The sequence below is a fragment of the Microbacterium azadirachtae genome (assembly GCF_000956545.1).
GTDB lineage: Bacteria > Actinomycetota > Actinomycetes > Actinomycetales > Microbacteriaceae > Microbacterium > Microbacterium azadirachtae.
Map to the genome: position 1 here is coordinate 53,783 of NZ_JYIT01000077.1, position 15,364 is coordinate 69,146.

The window sequence follows — 15,364 nt, forward strand, 5'->3', positions numbered from 1 at the left end:
TCCTCTGGGATATGCGGGGAGGGGATCCGGACCCTGTTCAGTCCTCCGCCAGCCGGCGCACCTCGGCGGCCTCGGCCTCGCGGCCCAGGCCCTGCAGCACGTCGCCGAGCTCGAGCGCGGCGATCTGGCGCAGCGGCGGGATCTGCTCGGCCTGGTCGAGCACGGCCCGGTATGCGGCGACGGCGTCCGCGGCGCGGCCGACGCCGTGCAGCGCCCGCGCCGCGAGCAGGGCCGACCCGCCGGCGGACTGCGGGTCGCCGACCTCGGCGAACGCGTCCGAGGCGGTGAGCGCGGCGGCGACGCCCTCGTCGATGCGGTCGGCGGCGAGCAGGGCCCTCGCCCGGGAGTCGCGGACGTCTGCGATCACCCAGGCGGCGTCGTTCGCGCGGGCGATCTCCTCGACCTCGTCGAACAGGGCGAAGGCGCGGTCGTCGCGCCGCGCCCCGTAGGACTGGCCGAGGTTGTGGAGCACCTCGACGACGGCGGCCGGGGCGTCCTCGGCGGTGCGCACGATCTGCGCAGCCTCCTCGAGCGTCGCCACCGCCTGCTCCGGCTCCTCGTACTGCGCGAGGATCTGGGCTCGACTCATCAGCGCGAGCGCCTGGTCGGCCGGGTTCTCGGCCTCTCCGAAGAGCTCCGCCGCATAGCCGAACACGCCGTACGCCTGCCCGCCCTCTCCCGCGGCGCGGAAGGCCCGGGCGAGCATGAGCGCGGTCATCGCGCGGCTTCCCGCTGGGACGTCGGTGCGCTCCTCGAGCTGCAGCACCTCGCCGAACAGCTCCGCCGCCTCGTCGGCGGCTCCGGAGCTCAGCATCGTGCGCGCCACGCGGTACTTCGCCGCGGCGACGTCTCCGCCGGTCTGCTCCACGAGGCGGGCGCCGACGCGATAGCGGGCGAGCGCCTGCTCGGGAGCCTCCGCGTCCTCCCAGAGCGCTCCGGCGAGCATCTGCGCGTTCGCGAGCGAGACCCGTCCTCCCAGCTCCGCGAGGAGGCGGCTCGCCTCGTCGGCGTCGGCGGCGCCCTCGGTGAACTCGCCGCGCCCGCCGCGGATCCGTGCCCGCAGCTCGAGCGTGCGCGCGCGCACGCCGCGGGGGAGTTCGGGGTCGGCGAGAAGACGCTCGATCCGGGCGTTCCCCGCTTCTGTGCGGTCCGCACGCAGCAGCGCCATGATCGCGGCGAACTCGGCGCCGTATCCCATCCGGGCGTCCCCGGCCCGGGCGAACAGCGCTCCCGCCTGCTCCGCGAGCTCGAGCGCGGCGTCGGGGTCGTCGTCGATCCGGCCGAAGGCGATCGTGAGGGCGATGTCGCCCCGGGTGTCCGGCGGCAGGACGGCGGCCGGATCCGCGGACTCCGCGAGGAGCTCCGCGAGCGCGGCCGTGTCCTCCGCGGTGGCCGTGCCGAACAGCGCCAGCCCGAACCGCTCCTCGAGGTCTGCCTGGGCGTGCCGTCCTGCGGCGCGCAGCGTGCGGATCCGGTCGGGCAGCAGCTCCTGGGCCTCGTCGATCCGCTCCAGATTCACCAGCGCCGCCAGGCGCTGTCCGGTGAGCACGGCGCGGCGCTCGGGATCCACCTCGTCGATCACGTGCGGCAGGATGTCCAGCGTCTCGGCGGCCGCCCCGTAGCCGGAGATGTCCAGCGCGCGGCGGTACCAGCCGTCGGCGTCGGCCGGAGTCGTCTCCGGCGCGGGGGCCGTGAACACGTCGCTGCGGATCGGCACCTCGTAGCGCTCCGCGGCCCTCTGCCGCGCGTTCTGCAGGCGACGGGCATGGTTGTCGGTGCCGTCGCGCTCGTCGAAGCGCGCGCCGAGGCGCTCCGCTCCGGCCCAGGCGACCGGGGCCAGCTCGGCCGCGGTCCAGACGCCCTCGTGCGGTCCGAAGAACCGCTCCAGCCCGGCCGCGTCCGCACCCCGCACCGGTGTGGTCCCGTGTCCGGCGGCAGCGACGGCGTCGAGCGCGGTGCCGACCGCGGTGAGCATCCCGAAGTGCCCCTGCGCGTTGAGGGCGTCGTGCGCGAGCCAGGGCAGGTGCCGCTCGACGAGCGCGAGCGCGCGCGCCTCGTTGCCGGTGATCGCGCAGAAGCGGATGCTGTTCGCGATCGCGGTCAGCAGGTCCGGGTTGTCCTTGGCGAGGCGGTAGCTGCGCAGGTGCGCCGCCTTCGCCTCCTCGCCGCGATCGAGACGCAGGTAGGGGAGCAGAGCCAGCGAGAGCGCGTGCTCGGGCTCCTCGCCGCAGGAGAAGCCGCCCTCGACCATCTCCTCGACGAGCCGGATCGCCTCCTCGTCGCGGCCCGTGTCGGCGAAGAAGCCGGCGATCTGGCTGCGCCCGCACGCGTCGCAGTGGCTGTGGGAGTCGCGCGGCGTGGTCTCGAGCCGGATGCGGAGCTGCTCCGCCTCGTCCAGGCGGCCGGCGGCGTGCGCATCCTCGAAGCGGGCCATGAGCACGCCGCTGGGTCCGAGGCCCGCGGCGCGGTAGTGGGACTCCATGTCGTCGAGCACGGCGGCGATCTGTTCCGGGGCGAAGGCGGGCGACCCGCGCAGCGACGACGCCATCCACTTGAACTGCCACATCAGGTCGGCGGCGCCGTTGTCGATGTCGGCCGGGAAGCGCGCCGGGTCGGCGTCATGGCGGGCCAGGCACCACGCGAACGAGCTCAGCATCAGATCGGTCAGCCCGCCCATGTTCGCGGACGCGGTCTGCCTCATGCGGGCCTGGTACTCGAGCGTCTCGTCGCCGAGCTCCTGGGCGAGCGCGACGGCCTGTGCGACGAGCTCCTGCTCGTGCGGTCCCCACGGGGTGCGGTCGATCTCCTCGAACAGCCGGGTCAGCTGCGTGTTCTGGCCTGTCATCATCCATCCTCGGGGTCGAGAGCGGTCGGATCGTCGTCGGAGAGGACGACCGGGAGCGGATCGGGGGCGCCCGGGACGACGCCGGCCGAGAGCGCGACGAGATCGGCGAGGGCGCCGGTCATCAGCGCGCGGTCGGCGTCGCTCAGCGGGCGGTGCCCCGCCAGCAGCGCCTGGATGTAGAGCAGCTGCACGGTGCGCGCGAACACGGCGTCGTCGGCGACGTCGCGCAGCGCCCGCACCGCGCGGTTGGCGCCGTTGAGGCAGAGGCGGGCGGCCGACGCGTCGTCGCCCGCCGGGGAGACCGCCTCGTCGATCCGGTCCAGCACGCCGCCCCAGAGCGCCCCGCTGGCGCCCTTGGTGCGGGTGCGGTCGAGGCGGCGCAGCACGGCGGGGTCCGCGACGTACAGCGAGGGGAGCTCGGGCTGATCGATCATGCGCACCACCACGCGGCACCCCACCTCGGCGAGCACCGCCGAGGCGCGGTCCTCCAGCGCGACCGCATCGGCGCGGTCGTCGAGCGGCGGCGGATCCAGCCGGTCCAGCTCGCCGACGACGTCGACGCGCTCGACCGCGACGGCGGGATGCAGCTCCGGCAGGCTGCGGATCAGATCCGCGTCGTAGAGGTAGCCGCCGTTGACCAGCACGTGCTCCGGACGGCTGATGCCGGCCACCTGGCGGAACTCGTCCACGGTGTCCGCGTAGCGGATGCGGTCGAAGCGCTCGACCAGATCCCCCACGCTCATCGTGCCGTGCGTCGTCTCGACCGTGAGCCAGCGCGTGATGAAGCGCGCGAGCTCCTCGTCGTGACGGATGAGGGACTTGAGCCCCACCTCGTGCACCGCCACGAACTGCGCGAGCCGGTGCGGTTCGCGCAGGCCCAGCTCGAGCACCCAGCGCCGGATCGCGGCACCCAGCTCCTCGCGGACCCGGGCGAGCGCCTCGTCCTCGACGAGGGCCTCCCGGCTGGCGGTCGGGTTCAGGCCGGTCGAGTCGATCACCGCGCGGACGAAGAACGCCCAGTCCGGGAGCACGTCGTCGGCGCGCTCGGAGAGCAGCATCCGGCCGAGGTACATGCGGGTGGCCTGGCGGGCGCCGGGCGGGGGAGCGAAGGGCAGCACGTAGGCGATGCCGCGCGTGCCGGTGGCGGCATCGGCCAGCTCGATCACATCCAGCGGCGTCGCGCCGAGGAGCTCGCGGCCGTACTGCACCACCGCGGCCGGATCCTCCCGCGGGGCGAGGAACGGAGCGGCGTGCGTGATCGAGTCGGTGCCGCCGCCGGTCTCCAGCAGCACGGAGACGGGCAGGAACTCGGCGAACGTCTCCGCGAGCTCGCGGACAGCGGGGGCCCGGAGCAGGTCGCCCGCGTCGAACCGCGGGATCAGGTGCACGCTGGTGCCGACCGGCAGGTCCTCGTCGAGCTCGCGCACGCGGAACGTGCCGTCGGCGGATCCGATCCACTCGACCGGGGCGCCGCCGCAGGCGCTGCGCGAGCGGATGCGGATGGTGTCGGCCACCATGAAGCAGCTCAGCAGCCCGATGCCGAACTGGCCGAGGTAGTCGCTGCGGGGCAGGTCGAAGATGTCCCGCTTGGAGCTGCGTCCGACAGTGGCCAGCAGCTCCGCGACCTCGGTCGCGGTGAGTCCGACGCCGTCGTCGCTGAGGACGAACTCCGCGTCCGCTCCGCTCGCGTCCGAGGGATCCGCTGCGGGGAGCGGCCGGATGCGGATGGTGCCGCCGCCGCCGTCGACCTCGCGCCGCGCCGTGACGGCGTCGCGGGCGTTCTGCAGCAGCTCGCGCAGGTAGACCCGGGGGCTCGAGTAGATGTGCCGGCTCAGCAGATCGACGACTCCGCGCAGGTCCACCTGGAACTGCTGCGCCTCCGCCCGAGCGCCGTCCTCCGTCCCCATCGGCCCCCCTCGTCTCCACGTCCGCCGCGGGCGCCGCAGGCCCGTCTTCCGAGCCTAACAACCCTCGCCGGTGCCCCGTCCGCCACGCCCGGCCGCGCCCGGGATGCGCCCTCGGTTCGGACCGTCCGTGCGGATGCCGTACACTGGACGAGCAGTTGTTGTCTGCATTCTTTCGCCGTGCCCCGGGTCATCCCGAGCGCAGAGAGGATGCGGACAGAGATCTCCGGATCTCTAGGGCGGTAGCTCAATTGGCAGAGCAGCGGTCTCCAAAACCGCAGGTTGCAGGTTCGATTCCTGTCCGCCCTGCGCGTCGGCGCGCAGCCGGCACACGAAAGGTACTCGAGGATGGTTCAGGACGCATCGGGCGCCGTGGTTCCCACGGCGAACGGCGGCGCGAGCCGCGACAAGAAGCTGGGCTTCTTCGGTCGCATCGCGCTGTTCTTCCGTCAGGTGATCGCGGAGCTCCGCAAGGTGGTCACCCCCACGCGCAAGGAGCTCGTCAAGTACACCCTGGTCGTTCTGGGCTTCGTCATCGTGATGATGGCCCTGGTGTACGGGCTCGACATGGCCTTCTCGTGGCTGACGACGCAAGTCTTCGGGGTTCCCGGGAAAACCGCGTGATCCCGCGGCCCGGCGGCAGCTGACCCCGGGCCGAACCTGAAGGAGAGAAGAGCAAGTGTCCGAACGCGAACGATACCTCGGAGACGACGTCGACTGGGCGACCGCCGCTGAGCAGTCCAGCGAGGACGACGAGGCCCAGGAGGGCGACGTGCTCGCCTCCGAGGAGCGCGCCGTCACCGCCGCCGAGCGGGTCGCCCTGCACATCGAGGGCGATGACGACGGCGACGTGGACGACGAAGACATCGATTTCGAAGAAGACCCGGAGGCAGACGCCATCGTGAACGACGCTCTCAACCTGGACCAGGCGGCCGAGTCCGAGGCTGCCGCAGAGGTCCTCAACGACGCCGTGGCCGAGGAGGCCGCAGACCGTGAGGCCGCCGCCGCCGACCAGGTCACGCCCTACGACGGCCCCGACGTGAACGGCGACGAGGACGCACCCGTGCTCGACCCCGAGGAGGTCGCCGAGATCGACGCGGCCGCCGGTGTGGTCGACGCGGTGGAGTCCGAGCTTGACCCGGCCGATGCAGCGAGCGTCCCTGAGGACGTCGACGCGGCCGACGCGGAGGAGGACCCGTACGAGGCCTTCCGCATGGACCTGCGCATGCTCCCCGGCAAGTGGTACGTCATCCACTCCTACGCCGGCTTCGAGCGCAAGGTGAAGGCCAACATCGAGCAGCGCAAGTCGACGCTCGAGGTCGAGGACGACATCTACCAGATCGAGGTCCCGATGGAGGACGTCGTCGAGATCAAGAACGGTCAGCGCAAGATGGTCACGCGCGTCCGGATCCCCGGCTACGTGCTCGTGCGCATGGAGCTGAACGAGGACACCTGGTCCGTCGTGCGGCACACCCCCGGCGTCACCGGCTTCGTGGGCAACGCGCACAACCCGACGCCGCTGCGCTTCGAAGAGGCCTTCAACATGCTGAAGTCGCTCGTCGAGGTGAAGGACGTCCCTACGGCCAAGGCTGTCGCGGCCAAGGGTGGCACCGCCGTGGCGCGTCCGCTCACCGCCGAGGTCGACTTCGAGATCGGCGAGACGATCACGATCAAGGAGGGCTCGTTCGCCGGCCTTCCGGGATCGATCTCCGAGATCAAGCCGGAGAGCGGCAAGCTCACCGTGCTCGTGTCGCTCTTCGAGCGCGAGACCCCGGTCGAGCTGTCGTTCGACCAGGTCACCAAGATGATCTGACGCTTCTCTCGAAGCGCATGCGGAACGGCCGTCCCCGAGGGGCGGCCGTTCCTCGTCTGTCCAGGACCGTCGATGTGCGCCGGAGTCGAGGATCGGGTAGACTTCTATGGTTTGTGCGCCCGTTCGTCGTGCGTGCAGACGGCACCGCGTTCCGGAGATGCCGGATCCGCGGGAGAGGGATGCGCGAGCATCCGCTCGAGAAAGGAATCACTATGGCACCGAAGAAGAAGGTGACCGGCCTGATCAAGCTCCAGATCAACGCCGGCGCTGCCAACCCGGCGCCGCCGATCGGCCCCGCGCTCGGTCAGCATGGCGTCAACATCATGGAGTTCTGCAAGGCGTACAACGCGGCGACCGAGTCGCAGCGCGGCAACGTCATCCCCGTCGAGATCACCGTCTACGAGGACCGCAGCTTCACGTTCATCCTGAAGACCCCGCCGGCCGCCGAGCTGATCAAGAAGGCTGCGGGCGTGCAGAAGGGCTCCGCCACTCCGCACACCGTCAAGGTCGCGAAGATCACCGCCGAGCAGGTCCGTCAGATCGCCGAGCAGAAGCAGGCCGACCTGAACGCGAACGACATCGACGCCGCGTCCAAGATCATCGCCGGAACCGCCCGTTCCATGGGCATCACGGTCGAGGGCTGAGGGAGATAACAATGGCTACCAAGTCCAAGGCTTACAACGCTGCTGCCGCGAAGATCGAGGCAGACCGCTTCTACACCCCCGCCGAGGCCGTCGCCCTCGCGAAGGAGACCGGCTCCGCGAAGTTCGACTCCACCGTCGAGGTCGCGCTGAAGCTCTCGGTCGACCCGCGCAAGGCGGACCAGATGGTGCGCGGCACCGTCATCCTCCCGCACGGCACCGGCAAGACCGCCCGCGTCATCGTGTTCGCGACGGGTCCGGCCGCTGAGGCCGCGATCGCCGCGGGTGCGGACGAGGTCGGCGGCGCCGAGCTCATCGAGAAGGTCGCCGGCGGCTGGACCGCGTTCGACGCGGCCGTCTCCACCCCCGAGCTCATGGGCCAGGTCGGCCGTCTGGGCAAGGTGCTGGGTCCGCGTGGCCTGATGCCGAACCCGAAGACCGGCACCGTGACCCCGAACGCGGCCAAGGCCGTCGAGGAGATCAAGGGCGGAAAGATCGAGTTCCGCGTCGACAAGCACGCCAACGTGCACTTCGTCGTCGGCAAGGCGTCGTTCTCGGCCGAGCAGCTCGACGAGAACATGAAGGCCGCGCTCGAGGAGATCGTGCGCCTCAAGCCGTCCAGCTCCAAGGGCCGCTACATCCAGAAGGGTGCGGTGTCGACCACGTTCGGCCCCGGCATCCCGCTGGATGTCAACGCCATCTGAGGCTGACGTCGCGTCACGAAGGTCCGCTCCGGTTCGCCGGGGCGGACCTTCGTCGTTCCCGGTCCGCGTGCCAGGATGAGCGCATGGGTGCAGTGGACGACTACCTGGCGACCGTCTCGGATCCGGCGGATCGGGCCGCCCTCGCGCGGGTCTATGAGATCGCGGGCGAGCTCGCCCCCGACGCGGAGCAGGGCACCGGATACCGGATGCCCGCGCTCAAGCACGACGGAAAGGTGCTGATCTCGGCCATCCGCGCTGCCAAGCACCTCGGCGTCTACCCGTTCAGCGCGGCGGCCGTCGCGGCGGTCGCGGGCCGCGTCGCGACGATCCCGGGCGCGGATGCGAGCACCGGCGCCGTCCGCTTCGCCCTCGGATCCGAGATCCCCGAGGATCTGATCCGCGATCTCGTCTCCTTCCGCCTCGCGGAGATCGACGGGCGTTGACCACCAGCGCGTGACCGCATCGGGCCTCAGAACGCCGTGCCGCCCACGAACGCCCACCAGATCAGCAGCATCGTCGCCAGGAAGCCGCAGACGTAGTTCAGGAGCAGGAACCGCCGCCACCCGCGGTTGGTGCTCGCCGCCTCGGCGTCCGTCACCGAGCGGAACGGCCACACCGCGACGAGGTACGGCAGTGCGAGGAGCGCGCCCAGGGGACCGGGCCACGTGGTGAACAGCATGAGCACCCCGGCGACGGCCCACATCGACAGGGCGAAGCGCACGGTCCGTCGCGCGCCCAGGGCGGTGGCGATCGAGGAGATCCCCGCCTCCCGATCCGGACCGATGTCCTGCACCGCCCCGAAGGCGTGGCTCGCGACGCCCCAGGCGAAGAAGGCCAGCAGCAGGAGGACGAGCGGGACGGTCGTCGTCGCGTGGGCGAGCGCGAGGCCGTACACCGCCGGCGAGACGAAGTGCGTGCTCGAGGTGAGGGAGTCCACGAAGGGGATCTCCTTGAACCGCAGCCCCGGGGCGGAGTAGGCGACCACCGCGAACAGGCTGAGGGCCAGGACGAGCCAGGACAGCGGGTCGCCGAGCACGACGAGCGCCACCGCGAACGGGACGGGGAGCAGCGTCGACCACGTCAGGACGACCCGATGACGGGCGGGGGAGAGGATCGCGCCCTCGGCGCCGCCCTTGCGGGGGTTCGCGAGGTCCGACGCGTAGTCGAAGACGTCGTTGATCCCGTACATCGCGAGGTTGTACGGCACGAGGAAGAACAGGGTGCCGATCACGAAGGCCGCGTCGACGCGTCCGGAGGTGAGCAGGTACGCCGCCGCGAAGCCGTAGGCGGTGTTGATCCAGCTCACGGGGCGCGAGGCGAGCAGCAGGTCGCGGGGAAGGGAGGATGTGAGGGATGTGCTCATCGCCGGCGTTCCTCCGAGGCGGTCGACGGATCCGGGTGCGCCGCGGGCCTCGGGGCCGGGGCGGGCGCCGCACGACGAGCGTTCCACAGGGCCGAGCCGAGCAGGGCCGCAGCGACGGGATAGGCGAGATCCTCGATCGGCGCGAGCCCGATCCGGATCCCGCTGATGCGGTCGGGGGCGTACGTGAACAGACCCGCCGCGATCATGAGCGAGTCGAAGACGGCCGTGAGCAGGACGAGCACCACGACGGCCGCGGTGAGCGCCGCGCCGTGCCCGCGCGGCCGGCGCCGCCAGGTCAGCGCCTGCACGAGCACGCAGGGCGCGAGGAAGAGGGCGTCGACGATCAGGTAGGTCGCGTTCACGGGCGCTGCTCCGCCCGTCGCCGCAGGACCCGCAGCGTCCCCGAGTACAGCACCATGGTCAGCTGCACGAGGAACAGCAGGAACACCGGCTCCTCGACCGGCAGATGCGGCGCGAGCAGTATCCCCGTCGAGAACGGATTGCCCTCGCGGGAGAAGATCCCCGTGGCGATGCCGGCCGCGTCCCAGAGCAGCAGGAACGCGACGCCCGCGCCCAGCACGAGCAGCGCCCGTCTCGGCCGCGCCCAGACGAACAGCCGCCAGCGCGCGTCGACCAGCCCGACGCACAGGATCGCGGTGAGCAGCAGAGCGAGGTGGAGCAGGCCCATCACGCCCCCGCAGGAACGGGCAGGGGGCCGACGCTGCGGTCGCCGCGGAACGCCTTCAGCACGAGCTCGGCGCTGATCAGGCACATCGGCAGGCCGATGCCGGGCAGCGTGGTCGCCCCCGCGTAGAACAGCCCGCGCGTCGTGCGGGAGCGCGTGCGGCCGCGCAGGAACGCGCTCTGCCGCAGCGTGTGCGCCGGACCCAGCGCGGAGCCCCGCCAGGAGTGCAGGTCCCGGGCGAAGTCCGCCGGGCCCACCGTGCGCCGCAGCACGATCCGCTCGGCGAGATCGGGGCTGCCGGACTGCACGGCCAGCTCCGCGATCGCGCGATCCGCGATGCGCTCCACCTCCGCGGCCCCGCGGCCGTCGATCCCGCCGCCGCCGATCGCCGGGTCCGCGGGCACGGGGATCAGCAGGAACAGGTTCTCGTGGTCCTGCGGAGCCACGGTGTCGTCGGTCGTGCTGGGCATGCAGGCGTAGAACGAGGCCGGCTCCGGCACGCGGGGCGCGGATCCGAAGATCGCGTCGAAGTTCTCGTCCCAGTCCTCGGTGAACACGAGGTTGTGATGGGTGAGGCCGGGCAGCCTTCCGCGGACGCCGAGCATCGCGAGGACGGCGCCCGTGCCGGGGTTGGCCCGGCGCCAGTGCGACGCCGGGCGCTCGCGCGCCCTCCTCGGCAGCAGGGCCGTGTCGCTGTGGTGCATGTCGACCGTGCTCACGACCTGGTCGAACGGCTCCTCACGCGCGACGCCGTCCTGGGAGACGATGATTCCGCGCACCTCTCCGCCCCGGATCAGGATCCGGTGCACCCGCGTGTCGGTGTGCAGTCGCGCGCCCGCCTCGCGGGCGAGCCGGGCGAACGCGTCGATCACCGTGGTGAAGCCGCCGCGCGGGTAGAGCACTCCATCCTCGAGGTCGAACGAGCTCATCAGATGGAACAGAGCGGGGGCGATGCCGGGGGCTGCGCCGAGGAACACCGCCGGGTACTGCAGGATCTGGCGCAGCCGGCGGTCCGAGAACGACGCCTCGACCATCCCCTGCAGCGACGTGCCCAGCAGCCCGGCGAGCCGGGGGAGCTCGCCGAGCTCGCCCCCGGGCAGGAAGGCCCCCGGGTGTGAGAAGTCCGTGTAGAGGAAGCGGTCGCTCGCGATCCGCGCGGTGCGCGCGGCCGAGTCGAGGTGACGCGCGAGTGCGGCGCCCGCGCCCGGTTCCACCGACTCGAACAGCGCGAGCGAGCGCTCCCGCTCCGAGTGCACGTCCAGCGACTCGGCGTCCTCGGCGAACACCCGATAGGCGGGATCGAGCCGGACGAGATCGAGCTCGGCCGCGGCGCTCGTGCCGAGCAGCCGGAAGCAGTGATCGAAGACCTCGGGCATGAGGTACCAGGAGGGTCCGGTGTCGAAGCGGAAGCCGTCGCGCTCCCAGCTGCCCGCCCTGCCGCCGAGCCGCGAGGACTGCTCGAAGAGCGAGACGTCGTGCCCGTCGGCGGCGAGCAGAGCGGCCGACGCGAGCCCGGAGATCCCACCGCCGATCACGGCCACCCGGCTCATCGTGCCGCTCCGAGCCCCGGCTCGAGTCCGCGCAGGGCCGCGCGTACGAGCAGCGCCGCCTTGCGCGGGGCCGGAACCCGGACCCGGCGGTCGGCGAGCACCCGTGCCGGAGTGCGTCGCAGCCGTGCCGAGAGCTCGGAGTACAGCAGGTGCGCGGCGGCGACCGCCCGGCGCGACGACGAGGGCAGCTCGCCGATCACGGCGCCGGCGATCGCGAGCTCCGCATCGATCCCGTCCAGGATCCGGTCGCGCTGCGCGTCGGTGACGGAGTGCGGATCGATGCCGGGGAAGTAGCGCCGGCCGAGCCCATCGGCGTCCGCGCCGAGATCGCGGAGGAAGTTCACCCGCTGGAACGCCGAGCCCAGGGCGATCGCGCCGCGGTCCCACCGCGCGTCGCGGACCGGATCCGGGTCCATTCCGCGACGGAAAGAGGCCAGGCACATGAGCCCGACCACCTCGGCCGACCCGTGCACGTAGTCGTCGAGCTCCCGTTCGTCGGCGAACGCGAGCGGGCTCAGATCACGACGCATCGACGCGAAGAAGGGACGGGTGAGGTCCTCGCCGATCCCGGTCGCCCGGGCGGTCGTCGCGAACGCGTGCACGACGAGATTGGCGCTGTATCCGGTTCTCAGGGCCGCGCCGACCTCGCGCTCGAGGCCGTCCAGCACCTCGCGGCACTGCGCCGAGGACAGGCCTGCGTCCGCCGCGCATCCGTCGACGATCTCGTCGGCGACGCGCACGAGCGCGTAGATCGCGGCGAGATCGGCGCGCACCGGGCCCGAGCAGAGCCGGCTGGCGAGGCGGAAGGAGGTCGAGTAGCTGTCCAGGACCTGCGCGGAGCCCCGTACCGCCGCGCGGTCGTAGAGCGCGAGGCCGGTGCCCGCGGTCATCGGACCCGCTCCGCCGCGCTCGCGATGATGTGCTCGAGGTCGTCGATCAGGGCGGCCGGGAGCGCGGAGAGCAGCAGGGTGGCGCGCGCCTCGGCGACGAGGCCGGAGATCGCCGCCTCAGCCCGTGCGAGGCCGCCGGACCTCTCGATCGCGGCGCGGAGCACCGCCGCACCGCGTTCGTCGAGACCGGGGTCTCCGAAGAGCGCGGAGGCGCTCTGCCAGGAGGGATCCGCGGCGGCGTGCGCGACGAGCAGGGTGATCTTGCCCTCGCGGAGGTCGGAGAGGGCCGACTTCCCGGTGTGCTGCGGGTCGCCGAACACGCCGAGCACATCGTCGCGCACCTGGAAGGCGATCCCGACCGTCGTGCCGACGACGCCGAGCGTCTCGACCGCGGTCGCATCCGCCCCGCCGAGGATGGCGCCCATCCGCAGGGGAGCGCTGAAGGAGTAGCGCGCCGTCTTGTGCTCCATGGTGCGAAGGACCGCCTCTTCGTCGGCGCCGCCCTGCAGGCCCAGCAGCACGTCCGCGTGCTCGCCCACGGCCGCCGCGCCGATCGCGTCGCTCAGCACGCCCCACAGCGCCCTGCGCCGGGGCGCCGGTGCGTCCAGCTCGGCGATCAGCCGGTGCGCCGCCGAGAGCAGGACGTCGCCGGCGAGGATCGCGCAGCTGTCCCCGTAGCGGAGCGCCTCCGCCTCGTCCGCCCCCATCGCGCGCGCGGCGTCGCGGCGACGCGCGATCAGGTTCGGTGCGCCGCGGCGCAGCACGTCGCGGTCGATCACGTCGTCGTGCAGCAGGAAAGCGAGGTGGAGCAGCTCGAGCGCCGCGGCGACGCGGATCGCGTCCTCCGGAGACCCCGCGTCGAAGGCGCGGTGCGCCGCGAGGAGGAGGCGCGGACGGAGCAGCTTGCCGCCGTCGGCCGCGCGACGCGTCTCCTCCCAGACGGCGCCGAATCCGGCGAGATCGCCGAGACGGGCCGCCGCGTCCTGGAAGCATTCGTCGATCACGGCCCCGACCTCGGCGAGCCCGTCCTCCGCCACCGCGCTGTCGGTCACGAGGCGAGCTCCTCGAGTCCGCGACCGCCGAGGAAGGGGAGCAGCCTCGCCTGAAGGACGAGCCAGGGGCTGAAAGCCCAGGGCGCGCGGCGGATGGATTCGGCGAGGTCGTCGGGGTCCACCCAGCGGTGCTCGACGACCTCGTCCGGATGCGGTCGGGGAGTGTCGGACGTGACGGCCAGATAGACAGGGCAGATCTCGTTCTCCACGATCCCGGCGGCGTCGGTCGCCCGGTAGCGGAAGAAGGGGAGCACCGGATCGATCCCGTCCAGGGCGATGCCGAGCTCGTGCTCGGCGCGGCGGCGGACCGCGGCGATCAGTTCCTCACCCGGTGCGGGATGCCCGCAGAACGAGTTGGTCCAGACACCGGGCCATGCCGTCTTGGTCAGGGCGCGGCGGGTGACCAGCAGCCGGCCGTGCCGATCGAAGACATGGCAGGAGAACGCCAGGTGCAGGCGGGTGTCGGCGCCGTGCACGCTGCTCTTCGGAGCGATGCCGATCCGTGCGCCCTCTGCGTCGAGGAGCACGACCATCTCACTGTCAGGGGTCATCGGACGTCTCCTTTTGCTCACTAGGAATATTACTAACCTGGTTAGGGACAAAGACTATGGCATAGAGTCCTCCCGTGGAAGACATCGAGCCTGAAGACCGCCTCGGCCGGGCGATGATCGATCCGCGCGTGATCGATCCGCGCCGCGAGCTCGTCCCCCGCACCGACCTCTCGGACACCGAGGTCGACGAGATCGTGGAGCTGATGGCGGCGCTGCGCGCGTGGCACGGTGCCGCCGCGCGGATGAGCGAGGCCTCGCGGCAGTACATGAAGCTGAACGAGAACGACATGCGCGCGCTGCGCTTCATGATCGCCGCCGAGAACGCCGGCGAGATCGCGACGGCCCGGGCCGTCGCCGGCCACCTGCGCATCAGCAGCGCCGCGACGACGAAGATGCTCGACCGCCTCGAGCGCGGCGGTCACGTCGTGCGGCGGCCGCACCCCGTGGATCGACGCGCGATCGCCCTGAGCGTGACGCCGGAGACGCGCCAGGCGGCCCGGGAGAGCGTCGGGCGCGTGCACGCGCGGCGGTTCGAGGTCGCCGCTGGGCTGTCGTCCGGCGAGCGGTCGATCGTCACGCGCTTCCTGCGCGCGCTCGCCGCGACCGAGCGGACGGAGAGCACGCAGGACGGACCGACGGGCGGCGACGCCGCGGAGTGACCGGGATCGGCGCTCCGATCAGCCGACGAAGAGCGGGAGCACGAGGCCGATGCCCATCACCACGAGCAGGACGGCGATCGCCGTGTCGAGGATCCGCCAGGCGCGCGGCGTGCGGAGCCAGCGCCCGAGATGGCGCGCGCCGTAGCCGAGCCCGAAGAACCAGACCACGCTCGCGGTGATCGCGCCCGCCGCGAACAGCCACCGCGCGTCGCCGTGCGTGGCGGCGATCCCGCCGATGAGCAGCACCGTGTCGAGGTACACGTTGGGGTTCAGCCAGGTGAACGCGAGCGTGGCCAGGATCACGGGCGCGAGCGGCGCCGTGCGGGTGAGCGTGGCGGCGCCCCCGGACCCGGAGGCGGCTCCCGCGGTCGCCTCCGTGCCGTCGGCGATCAGCGCCTCGCCCCCCGACGCCCATGCCCGACGTGCGGCGAGGATCCCGTAGAGCACGAGCGAGGCGGCACCCGCCCAGCGGGCCACGACGATGAGCCACGGAAGCGTCTTGACCAGGTACCCGAGACCCGCCGTGCCGGCCAGGACCAGCGCCGCGTCGGACGCCGCGCAGATGAGGACGACCGGCAGCACGTGCTCCCGTCGCAGCCCCTGGCGCAGCACGTACACGTTCTGCGCGCCGACGGCGATGATGAGCGAGAACATGAGGCCGAGGCCGGAGAGGAGGGTGAGCACGGATCGACGATACGGTGCGCGCA

Annotated in this window: 16 protein-coding genes and 1 tRNA gene; 7 read left to right on the forward strand and 10 right to left on the reverse strand. The window is 72.2% G+C overall.

Going from position 1 to position 15,364, the window contains the following annotated elements:
- Positions 1-37 precede the first annotated feature (37 nt).
- Together RL72_RS10325 and RL72_RS10330 are read right to left on the reverse strand one after the other, a co-directional pair.
- The gene (locus RL72_RS10325) at positions 38-2,845 is read right to left on the reverse strand and encodes a hypothetical protein (RefSeq protein ID WP_045250753.1); all 2,808 of its coding nucleotides are present in this window, start codon (positions 2,843-2,845) and stop codon (positions 38-40) included.
- Positions 2,845-4,752 (reverse strand): HSP90 family protein, encoded by a 1,908-nt coding sequence (locus tag RL72_RS10330; RefSeq protein ID WP_082072317.1) that lies wholly within the window; start codon positions 4,750-4,752, stop codon positions 2,845-2,847. The genes RL72_RS10325 and RL72_RS10330 overlap by 1 nt, the downstream gene beginning before the upstream one ends.
- Positions 4,753-4,985: 233 nt before the next feature.
- On the opposite strand from RL72_RS10330, the gene RL72_RS10335 reads away from it, so the two are divergent.
- The 6 genes from RL72_RS10335 (at position 4,986) to RL72_RS10360 (ending at position 8,350) form a co-directional block, all read left to right on the forward strand.
- Positions 4,986-5,058 (forward strand) — tRNA-Trp (locus tag RL72_RS10335).
- Between the two features lie 39 nt (positions 5,059-5,097).
- On the forward strand, positions 5,098-5,373 hold the full coding sequence (gene secE, locus RL72_RS10340) for a preprotein translocase subunit SecE (RefSeq protein WP_045250801.1): 276 nt from the start codon (positions 5,098-5,100) through the stop codon (positions 5,371-5,373).
- A 55-nt stretch (positions 5,374-5,428) separates the two neighbouring features.
- The gene (gene nusG / locus RL72_RS10345) at positions 5,429-6,562 is read left to right on the forward strand and encodes a transcription termination/antitermination protein NusG (RefSeq protein ID WP_045250754.1); all 1,134 of its coding nucleotides are present in this window, start codon (positions 5,429-5,431) and stop codon (positions 6,560-6,562) included.
- Positions 6,563-6,774: 212 nt separating this feature from the next.
- On the forward strand, positions 6,775-7,206 hold the full coding sequence (gene rplK / locus RL72_RS10350; protein WP_045250755.1) for a 50S ribosomal protein L11: 432 nt from the start codon (positions 6,775-6,777) through the stop codon (positions 7,204-7,206).
- Between the two features lie 11 nt (positions 7,207-7,217).
- Positions 7,218-7,907 carry a 50S ribosomal protein L1 gene (gene rplA / locus RL72_RS10355; protein WP_045250756.1) on the forward strand — a complete coding sequence of 230 codons (690 nt, stop codon included), beginning with the start codon at positions 7,218-7,220 and terminating at the stop codon, positions 7,905-7,907.
- 83 nt (positions 7,908-7,990) lie between these two features.
- Positions 7,991-8,350 carry an iron chaperone gene (locus tag RL72_RS10360; RefSeq protein ID WP_045250757.1) on the forward strand — a complete coding sequence of 120 codons (360 nt, stop codon included), beginning with the start codon at positions 7,991-7,993 and terminating at the stop codon, positions 8,348-8,350.
- Positions 8,351-8,376: 26 nt separating this feature from the next.
- Here the strand turns inward: RL72_RS10360 and RL72_RS10365 are convergent, their stop codons facing one another.
- Genes RL72_RS10365 through idi form a run of 7 tightly spaced genes read right to left on the reverse strand, consistent with a single transcriptional unit; the run spans position 8,377 to position 13,998 of the window.
- Positions 8,377-9,270, reverse strand: coding sequence for a prenyltransferase (locus RL72_RS10365; RefSeq protein ID WP_045250758.1), 894 nt, complete (start codon positions 9,268-9,270; stop codon positions 8,377-8,379).
- Positions 9,267-9,632: a lycopene cyclase domain-containing protein gene (locus RL72_RS10370; RefSeq protein WP_248700444.1), complete on the reverse strand. Its 366-nt coding sequence runs from the start codon at positions 9,630-9,632 to the stop codon at positions 9,267-9,269. Before RL72_RS10370 ends, RL72_RS10365 begins: the two co-directional genes overlap by 4 nt.
- The gene (locus RL72_RS10375) at positions 9,629-9,958 is read right to left on the reverse strand and encodes a lycopene cyclase domain-containing protein (protein ID WP_045250759.1); all 330 of its coding nucleotides are present in this window, start codon (positions 9,956-9,958) and stop codon (positions 9,629-9,631) included. The genes RL72_RS10370 and RL72_RS10375 overlap by 4 nt, the downstream gene beginning before the upstream one ends.
- Entirely contained in the window at positions 9,958-11,505 is a 1,548-nt protein-coding gene (gene crtI, locus RL72_RS20080; protein ID WP_045250760.1) for a phytoene desaturase family protein, read from the reverse strand. The genes RL72_RS10375 and crtI overlap by 1 nt, the downstream gene beginning before the upstream one ends.
- A complete protein-coding gene (locus tag RL72_RS20085) occupies positions 11,502-12,395 on the reverse strand; it encodes a phytoene/squalene synthase family protein (RefSeq protein ID WP_045250761.1) in 894 nt (297 codons plus the stop codon). The genes crtI and RL72_RS20085 overlap by 4 nt, the downstream gene beginning before the upstream one ends.
- Positions 12,392-13,447, reverse strand: coding sequence for a polyprenyl synthetase family protein (locus RL72_RS10390; RefSeq protein ID WP_052674316.1), 1,056 nt, complete (start codon positions 13,445-13,447; stop codon positions 12,392-12,394). The genes RL72_RS20085 and RL72_RS10390 overlap by 4 nt, the downstream gene beginning before the upstream one ends.
- Positions 13,444-13,998: an isopentenyl-diphosphate Delta-isomerase gene (gene idi, locus RL72_RS10395; RefSeq protein ID WP_045250762.1), complete on the reverse strand. Its 555-nt coding sequence runs from the start codon at positions 13,996-13,998 to the stop codon at positions 13,444-13,446. The genes RL72_RS10390 and idi overlap by 4 nt, the downstream gene beginning before the upstream one ends.
- A 74-nt stretch (positions 13,999-14,072) precedes the next feature.
- Between idi and RL72_RS10400 the strand changes: the two genes are divergently transcribed.
- Positions 14,073-14,657, forward strand: coding sequence for a MarR family winged helix-turn-helix transcriptional regulator (locus RL72_RS10400; protein WP_248700445.1), 585 nt, complete (start codon positions 14,073-14,075; stop codon positions 14,655-14,657).
- Between the two features lie 18 nt (positions 14,658-14,675).
- Here RL72_RS10400 and RL72_RS10405 read toward each other — a convergent pair whose 3' ends face one another.
- Positions 14,676-15,341 carry a LysE/ArgO family amino acid transporter gene (locus RL72_RS10405; RefSeq protein ID WP_248700446.1) on the reverse strand — a complete coding sequence of 222 codons (666 nt, stop codon included), beginning with the start codon at positions 15,339-15,341 and terminating at the stop codon, positions 14,676-14,678.
- Positions 15,342-15,364 lie beyond the last annotated feature (23 nt).

What these genes read in the sequence shown, in the direction of transcription:
- RL72_RS10325 (WP_045250753.1), bottom strand. Translation starts at nt 2,845, where the DNA reads ATGACAGGCCAGAACACGCAGCTGACCCGGCTGTTCGAGGAGATCGAC.
- RL72_RS10330 (WP_082072317.1), bottom strand. Translation starts at nt 4,752, where the DNA reads ATGGGGACGGAGGACGGCGCTCGGGCGGAGGCGCAGCAGTTCCAGGTG.
- secE (WP_045250801.1), top strand. Translation starts at nt 5,098, where the DNA reads ATGGTTCAGGACGCATCGGGCGCCGTGGTTCCCACGGCGAACGGCGGC.
- rplK (WP_045250755.1), top strand. Translation starts at nt 6,775, where the DNA reads ATGGCACCGAAGAAGAAGGTGACCGGCCTGATCAAGCTCCAGATCAAC.
- rplA (WP_045250756.1), top strand. Translation starts at nt 7,218, where the DNA reads ATGGCTACCAAGTCCAAGGCTTACAACGCTGCTGCCGCGAAGATCGAG.
- RL72_RS10360 (WP_045250757.1), top strand. Translation starts at nt 7,991, where the DNA reads ATGGGTGCAGTGGACGACTACCTGGCGACCGTCTCGGATCCGGCGGAT.
- RL72_RS10365 (WP_045250758.1), bottom strand. Translation starts at nt 9,270, where the DNA reads ATGAGCACATCCCTCACATCCTCCCTTCCCCGCGACCTGCTGCTCGCC.
- RL72_RS10375 (WP_045250759.1), bottom strand. Translation starts at nt 9,958, where the DNA reads ATGGGCCTGCTCCACCTCGCTCTGCTGCTCACCGCGATCCTGTGCGTC.
- crtI (WP_045250760.1), bottom strand. Translation starts at nt 11,505, where the DNA reads ATGAGCCGGGTGGCCGTGATCGGCGGTGGGATCTCCGGGCTCGCGTCG.
- RL72_RS20085 (WP_045250761.1), bottom strand. Translation starts at nt 12,395, where the DNA reads ATGACCGCGGGCACCGGCCTCGCGCTCTACGACCGCGCGGCGGTACGG.
- idi (WP_045250762.1), bottom strand. Translation starts at nt 13,998, where the DNA reads ATGACCCCTGACAGTGAGATGGTCGTGCTCCTCGACGCAGAGGGCGCA.